The organism is Corallococcus sp. AB049A, from assembly GCF_003668885.1.
In the GTDB taxonomy this organism is placed as follows: domain Bacteria; phylum Myxococcota; class Myxococcia; order Myxococcales; family Myxococcaceae; genus Corallococcus; species Corallococcus interemptor.
The window spans coordinates 1-4,579 of record NZ_RAWL01000572.1 but is presented as its reverse complement, the minus strand read 5'-3'; the positions used below and the strand labels follow the sequence as shown (position 1 = coordinate 4,579).

Below are 4,579 nucleotides of genomic sequence, written 5' to 3'. Positions count from 1 at the left end.
GCGCGGCCCAGCCCGGCACGCCGACCCCTCCGCCTGTTCCCCCGGCGCCCCGGGGTGAGCCGTCGTTCATCATCTTCAGCAACCCCGCGGCCACGCAGGGCGCGAACCGTCCTCGCGCGCCGGAGCCCGCGCCGGTCCCGGGTACCGCCAGTGCGCCGGACGCCACCGTGCCGGAGTGGACGCTGCCCCAGGCCCGCTCCGCGCTGCGCGAGGCGACGCGCGACCTGGACAAGCTGCTGGACGTGGCGCTGCGCTTTGGCCGCCGCACGTTCGACTACGTGGCCGCCTTCGCCGTCGTGCGCGGCGCCGCGGGCGGCTGGGATTCGCGCGGCGAGGGCTGGGACGCGACCGCCCTGTCCCAGGTCTCCATCCCGCTGGACGCGAGCAGCGTCTTCCGCACCGTCGCCGTCACGCGCGGCAGCTACGCGGGCCCGCTGCCACCGGACGCGCTCACGCGGCACTACCTGGAGCTCTTCGGACGCCAGGCGCCGCGCACCGTCTTCCTGTACCCGGTGGAGGTGAAGGGCCGCCTCGTGGCCATCCTCTACGGCGACTGCGGCCAGAAGCCGATGAGCCAGCGCCGCCTGAGCGACTACATCCTGTTCTGCCAGGACCTGCCGGCCGCCTTCCAGGAGCTCATCCTCTTCCGCAAGCAGCGCGTGTCGGAGCTGCGCGCGCCGGAAGAGGACATCAGCATCGACGTGGACGTGCCCGGCTTCCCGGCTCCGGTGCAGCCCGCGCCCGCGCCCGCCGTGGTCGCGGGGCTCGGGTGGAACCCGGTCTTCGGCCGGGGCGGGGTGGCCAACCTGGGCCGCGCCGCCGCCCTGCCCCCACGAGTGCTGTCGCCAGAAGAGCGGCCTCCCCCGGACTTCACGCCGCTCTTGCGCCGGCTCACGGGCCCGGACGCATCGCAGCGCTCCAGCGCCATCGCGGAGCTGGCGCGTTCGCCGGAGGCCAGCGCCCGGGTGCTCGCGCAGCACTTCCCGGGCCCCACGGCCTGGAGCCGCCTGCCGGTGGTGGAGCTGCCGGAAGCGGACGAGCTGGGTCCCATCCCCGCCGCCCTGTCGCGGCTGGGCCGTCCCGCGGCCTTGGCGCTGGCGCCGCTGCTGGATTCGAACGACGCGGACACGCGCTACCTGGCGCTGCTCACGGCGGGCAACCTGCCCTACGCGGAGCTGGTGGACGGAGTGCTGCGCGGTCTGTTCGACATGGAGCCGGACATCTCCAGCGCCGCGCGAGTCGCCGCCGCCGCGCTCAAGCACCTGCCGCGCCTGGACGCGTCCTTGCGCGACCTGCGCCAGGAGCTGGCCAGCCGGGACGCGCTGCGCCGCTCACTGGCGGCCCGGGCGCTGGGCACGCTGCACGATCGCGACGCCATCGAAGGGCTCATCAACCTCACCGGCAGCGACGACGCGATGTGCGCGCAAGCCGCGGCGGAGGCGCTGCGCGAAGTCACGCGCGCCACGCTGGGCCTCCAGCCGCGCCAGTGGTCGGCGTGGTGGGCGGAGAACCGCAGCCGCCGCCGGGCGGACTGGCTGGTGGCCGCGCTCCGCCACCGCGAGCTGGACGTGCGTCTCGCCGCCATCGAGGAGCTGAGCCGCGCCCTGCACGACACGCTGGGCTACTACGCGGACGCGCCCGACGCGGAGCGCGAGGCCGCGGTGCGGCGCTGGGAGTCAGCGGCGGTGGACCCCGCCAACGCCCGCCGGCTGGGCATGCTCTGAGCCCCGGAGGCGCGCGATGACGGGCGCCATGTGGTTCAGCCTGCTGGCGTGCGCGGGACAGCTGGCCCTCGCGGGCATCGCGCTGGCCCGCGTGGGCAGAAGCCCCCTCGCGCTGCCGCTGTCGCTCCTGTCCATCGCGCTGTCCTCCTGGAACTTCTCCGCGTTCGGACTGGCGCGCAGCGGAGACACCGGCTGGCGCTTGATGGGCTTCGCCGCGGCGCTGATGACGCTGCCTTGCGCGGTGCACTTCATCCTCGCGTTCGTGGGCCGGCGCCGCCGCTCCGCCCGGGTGCTCTACGGCACCTACGCGGTGATGGGCGCGCTCGCGCTGACCATGCTCATCGCCATGGGCGTGCCCGCGCTCGAGGAGCGCATCAACACCTTCCGCTTCGGGCTCGCGGTCGCCGTGGGCGTCATCCCCATCCTCACCACGGGCTTCGTGCTGCTCACGCGCCACCTGCGCCGCGCGGGCTCCCAGGACGAACGCGCGCGCGCCGGCCTCATGCTGCTGGGCATCACCCTGCTCGTCGCGCTGCTGCTCACGGACCTGGCGGCGGACATGGCCCTGCCCGTGCCGAAGCTGGGCAACGTGGGCACCCTGCTCGGCCTGCCGGTGATGGCCACCGCGTCGCTGCGCTTCCAGCTCTTCGGCAAGGACGCTCGCGCCACGAACGCGGCGATGCACGCCGTCGTCCTCGCGCTGGTGGGCGTGCTCGCCTACCTCACCCTCTTCCGCGCCTTCGCCGCTGAGTCCGGGGCGCTCGTCGTGGGCACCACCGCCATCACCTTCGCGCTGCTCGCCGCGGCCCGGCGGGGCGTCACCGCCTTCGTCACCCAGCGCGAGCGCCTGGAACAACTGGCCACACTGGGCCGCTTCTCCGCGCAGATGGCGCACGACCTGAAGAACCCCATCGCCGCGCTCAAGGGCGCCGCGCAGTACCTCAAGGAAGAGCACGCACGCGGCCACTCCTGGGACGCGCACGGGGACTTCCTGGACCTGCTCCTGGAGCAGGTGGAGCGCCTGGACCGGGTGGCCGGCACGTACCAGCGCCTCGCGCGCGTCGAACCGCTGCGCCGGCCGCTGGACCTCAACCGACTGGTCGAAGGCGTCCTGTCCCTCCAGGCCTTCGCGACCCCCGGCGCGGTCGAACTCAAGAAGGAACTCGCGCCCGGCCTGCCCGACTGCGCCGGCGACGAAGACCTGCTCGCCAACGCGCTGGAGAACCTGGTCCGCAACGCCTTCGAGGCCATGCCCGAGGGCGGCACCCTCACCGTGCGCACGCAGCGCGACGGCGACGCCGTGGTGGTGGAGGTGCAGGACACCGGCAGCGGCATGGACGCGCGCACGCGGGAGCGGGCCTTCGACGACTTCTTCACCACCAAGGCGACGGGCAGCGGCCTGGGGCTGGCCTTCGTGCTGCGCGTGGCGGAAGCCCACGGCGGCACGGCGTCCCTGACGAGCGGCGAGGGCCGTGGCACCATCCTCCGCCTGCGCCTGCCGGCCGTCCCCATCACCCAGGCCCCGGCATCCGAGGGAGAAGCCGCGTGAGCGAAGCACTGAAGGGCCACGTCCTGGTGGTCGACGATGATCCCGCGCTCCTCAAAGTCTTGAGCGCGCTGCTCACCCAGGCGGGTCTCACCCCGCATCCGGCCTCCAACGCGAAGGACGCCCTGGCGCAACTGGCGCGCCGCCCCATCGACGTGGTGCTGAGCGACGTGCGCATGCCGGGCATGAGCGGCATGGAGCTGCTGACAGAGGTGGGACGCGGCTGGCCGGACGTGCCCGTGCTGCTGATGACCGCGCATGGCACGGTGCCGCTCGCGGTGGAGGCCATGAAGGCGGGCGCGGCGGACTTCGTGCTCAAGCCCTTCGACCGCGAGGAACTCCTCTTCTCCCTGAAGAAGGCCCTGCTCCACGCGAGCCAGGATCCGGAGCCCACGCGCGGCACCGGCAAGGCACCGGACGGGCTGGACAGCCTGCTCATGGGCGCAAGCCGCGCGATGGCGGAGGTGAAGACCCTGCTGGTGAAGGCCGCCCAGGGCACCGCCACCGTGCTGCTCCGGGGCGAGTCCGGCACCGGCAAGGAGCTGGCCGCGCGCGCCCTGCACGAGAACAGCCCCCGGCGCGCGGGCCCGTTCGTGAAGCTGCACTGCGCGGCGCTCCCTGACACGCTCCTGGAGAGCGAGCTGTTCGGCTACGAGAAGGGCGCCTTCACCGGCGCGGCCACGCGCAAGCCCGGCCGCGTGGAGCTGGCGCACGGCGGCACGCTGTTCCTCGACGAGATTGGCGACGTGTCCCCCGCCGTGCAGGTGAAGCTCCTGCGCGTGCTCCAGGAGCGCGAGTTCGAACGGCTGGGCGGCACGCAGACCGTGAAGGTCGACGTGCGCTTCGTCGCGGCCACGCACCAGCCGCTGGAGGACGGCGTGCGCCGGGGCACCTTCCGCGAGGACCTCTTCTACCGGCTCAACGTGGTGCCCCTCTGGCTGCCCACGCTGCGCGAGCGGCCGGAGGACATCGGCCCCCTCGCCCGCCACTTCCTGGACGTGCACGCGAAGAGCAACGGCCGCCCTCCCTTCACCCTGAGCGAGGACGGCCTGCGCGCGCTCCAGGCCCAGCCGTGGCCCGGCAACGTGCGCCAGCTGCAGAACTTCCTGGAGCGCCTGGTGGTGCTCTCCGACGGGCCCGTGCTCGGCGGCGCGGACGTGGCGCGCGAGCTCGCCCGCCAGCCGGGACTCACGCCCCCGCCGCCCGCGGCCGCCGCGCCCCTGCCTCCGCCCGCGTCCGACTCCGTCACGCTGGAGTCACGTCGCAAGGACGTGGAGAAGGACTGTCTCTTATCCACATCTGACGCTGC

2 protein-coding genes are annotated in these 4,579 nt (G+C 73.8%); both read left to right on the top strand.

The window, feature by feature from the left end; translation table 11 throughout:
* On the top strand, positions 1 to 1,724 hold a 1,724-nt coding region (locus D7X55_RS36330; RefSeq protein WP_368666519.1), incomplete at its 5' end, for a HEAT repeat domain-containing protein.
* A 16-nt stretch (positions 1,725 to 1,740) separates the two neighbouring features.
* Positions 1,741 to 3,273 carry an ATP-binding protein gene (locus tag D7X55_RS36325; RefSeq protein ID WP_121725426.1) on the top strand — a complete coding sequence of 511 codons (1,533 nt, stop codon included), beginning with the start codon at positions 1,741 to 1,743 and terminating at the stop codon, positions 3,271 to 3,273.
* Positions 3,274 to 4,579: the final 1,306 nt, after the last annotated feature.

What these genes read in the sequence shown, in the direction of transcription:
- D7X55_RS36325 (WP_121725426.1), top strand. Translation starts at nt 1,741, where the DNA reads ATGACGGGCGCCATGTGGTTCAGCCTGCTGGCGTGCGCGGGACAGCTG.